Source organism: Acetivibrio sp. (genome assembly GCF_035371925.1).
In the GTDB taxonomy this organism is placed as follows: domain Bacteria; phylum Bacillota; class Clostridia; order Acetivibrionales; family Acetivibrionaceae; genus Hungateiclostridium.
Map to the genome: position 1 here is coordinate 1 of NZ_DAORXT010000175.1, position 2,397 is coordinate 2,397.

Below are 2,397 nucleotides of genomic sequence, written 5' to 3' on the forward strand. Positions count from 1 at the left end.
ATGACCCGGACAAGCTGGTAATCATCATAATGCAGCTGGTCAGGCTCTACCGCAACGGCGAGATAGCCCGCATGTCAAAGCGCACCGGACGGGCGGTGACCCTGGCTGACATTGTAGAAGAGGTAGGCAGGGATGCTGCGCGCTTCTTCTTTAACCTGCGAAGTGCCGATACACATTTGGACTTTGACCTGGATTTGGCAATAAAGCAATCGGATGACAATCCAGTGTATTACGTCCAGTATGCCCATGCCCGCATCTGCAGCATACTGAGACAGGCCCAAGAGCAGGGAATAGAGCTGCCCGACATCGATGGCATGACAATGGAAGAATTTCAAAAATATGCAAATATGCTGCTGGAAGAGTCGGAACTGGAGCTGATTAAAAAACTGGCAGATTTTCCCGGTGAAATAAAGCTTGCTGCCGACAATCTGGCCCCGTACCGCATTACCGTGTACTCGCAGGAGCTGGCAGCCATCTTTCATTCCTTTTACAACAAGTGCCGGGTCCTTACGGATGACGAGAATCTGACAGCAGCAAGGCTCTTGCTTGTAATGGCTACCCGACAGGTGTTAAGAAATGCCCTTTCTATTTTGGGAATTTCAGCACCCGAACGCATGTAGTCCTTCCAGGAATTACATTACAATAAATGGATAAAATATCCGTATAAAGAAGGAATTTGAACTTTTGACGAGAATATATTATTGTTAGATGCTTTATTTTAGAAAATAGGGATAAAGGGAAAAAGCATATAGAAAAGAAAGACCCTATAGAACTTGAGCAAAGAAGGGTTCAAACCCTGAAGAAAGACCAACTATTAAAAGTCAAATAAAATATGTAAAAAAACTATAAATGAGATCCAACTAAAAACAGGCATCACAAAAAGGCTTGTATTATTACAAACCTGAAACAATATATAATTACATGGAATTAAGCTTTGGGCACATAAGGTTGGTTATTCTTTAGGACAGCATAAATGATATTACACATTTTTCTAGAAACTGCACCAACACAGGTAAGATGATGTTTACCTTCTGCCCGCTTTTTCTGATAGAAAGCGCTTAATACAGGGTCTTTAAAAGAAGCAATCAAGGCAGCCTGAAAAATGGCTTTACGTAAATATGGTGAACCGCGTTTGCTCATAACATTATGTGTAGATTCGTATTCACCGGATTTACTAACTGAAGCATCAATACCTGCAAATGCTACCAGTTTTCTGGGGCTGCTAAACTTAGATATGTCACCGATTTCACCGATAATCGTAGCGCCAGTGACGTTTCCAATACCAGTTATGGTTGTTATGGGAGAGCCTAGTTTCTCCATCAGACGGCTGATTTCGCGTTCTGTATCCTTTACTTGCTGTTCAATAAAAGAAATCTGCTCAATTAAAGCCCTTAGTTGAAAGGAAAAACTGTCTTTGGCAAAGGTGATGCCAAAAGAATTAGAAGCAGCAGATTTAAGTTGCTTTGCTTTCTCAGCACCAACCTTTTGGCGACTTAGCTGTGTAAGCAGTTGTGCCAAAGCATCTGCTGAAACGGATTCAAAATCAATTGGTGAAGAAAACTGGCATAGAATCTCCTTTGAGGTCTTACCAAAAATGTTTGAAAATATGTATTGATATTCAGGAAACACCTGATCAAGGACACAGACCACCTTGCGCTTTAAATCACTGATAGACTCCACCAGATAGGAACGGAAACGGGTCAAGTTACGGAGGGAAAAAATATCCTCGTCAGAAAGGCGGGTTTCCACAAACTGTCCGTAGCGGATTAAATCAGCAATGAGGATAGAATCAATGATGTCGTTCTTGCGTTTTCTAATCTCAACACCTTTGCGCCAGCCATCGGTCTGTATGGGGTTAATAACATGAATCAGGAAACCTTTACCATAGAGAAATGAGTAAACAGAAAGCCAATAATGGCCAGTAGCTTCCATGCCAATCTCAAAATCGGCAGTGTTGGAAGAATAAGAGGAAAGCTTAGATAAGAGAGCGTCTGCACCATCAGAAGTGTTTGAAAAAGAAAAAGCCTTAAAAATTATCTTCCCACTGTCATCCATCATAGAAGCTACATGATTATTTTTTCCAATATCAATACCAACAAAAAACATAAAGACACCTCAAACAAATTATTTTAGATTGGGAGTCCACTCATCTAATAAGCGTCACTACCTTGTGTTAAATACGGAGAGAAGCCAAACTGGCAACCAACATCCAACTCATACGCGAACTGCTTATTAGAGAGAGGTATCAGTCTTTCAAGTACGAGCATAAAAGCTCAAGGAGGCAACGATAATTCTCTCAATCTAATAAGACAATTATCTCCTGACAGATAGAAGATGTAAAGAATAGGTTTATAGGTTTTCCTAATAAATAACCTAAATACATTATACAAGGAGGCA

General features: G+C 40.7%; 2 protein-coding genes. One reads left to right on the forward strand and one right to left on the reverse strand.

Annotated features, from left to right (window positions below):
* The coding region (locus PLH43_RS13575; protein ID WP_324364002.1) for a DALR anticodon-binding domain-containing protein at positions 1–620 on the forward strand (620 nt) is incomplete at its 5' end.
* A 307-nt stretch (positions 621–927) separates the two neighbouring features.
* Here PLH43_RS13575 and PLH43_RS13580 read toward each other — a convergent pair.
* Positions 928–2,106, reverse strand: a complete 1,179-nt coding sequence (locus tag PLH43_RS13580; RefSeq protein WP_281796293.1) for an IS110 family transposase — start codon at positions 2,104–2,106, stop codon at positions 928–930.
* Between the last annotated feature and the right edge of the window lie 291 nt (positions 2,107–2,397).

Bases quoted from the DNA above. Each gene is read 5' to 3' on its own strand.
- PLH43_RS13580 (WP_281796293.1), bottom strand. From the start codon at position 2,106: ATGTTTTTTGTTGGTATTGATATTGGAAAAAATAATCATGTAGCTTCT.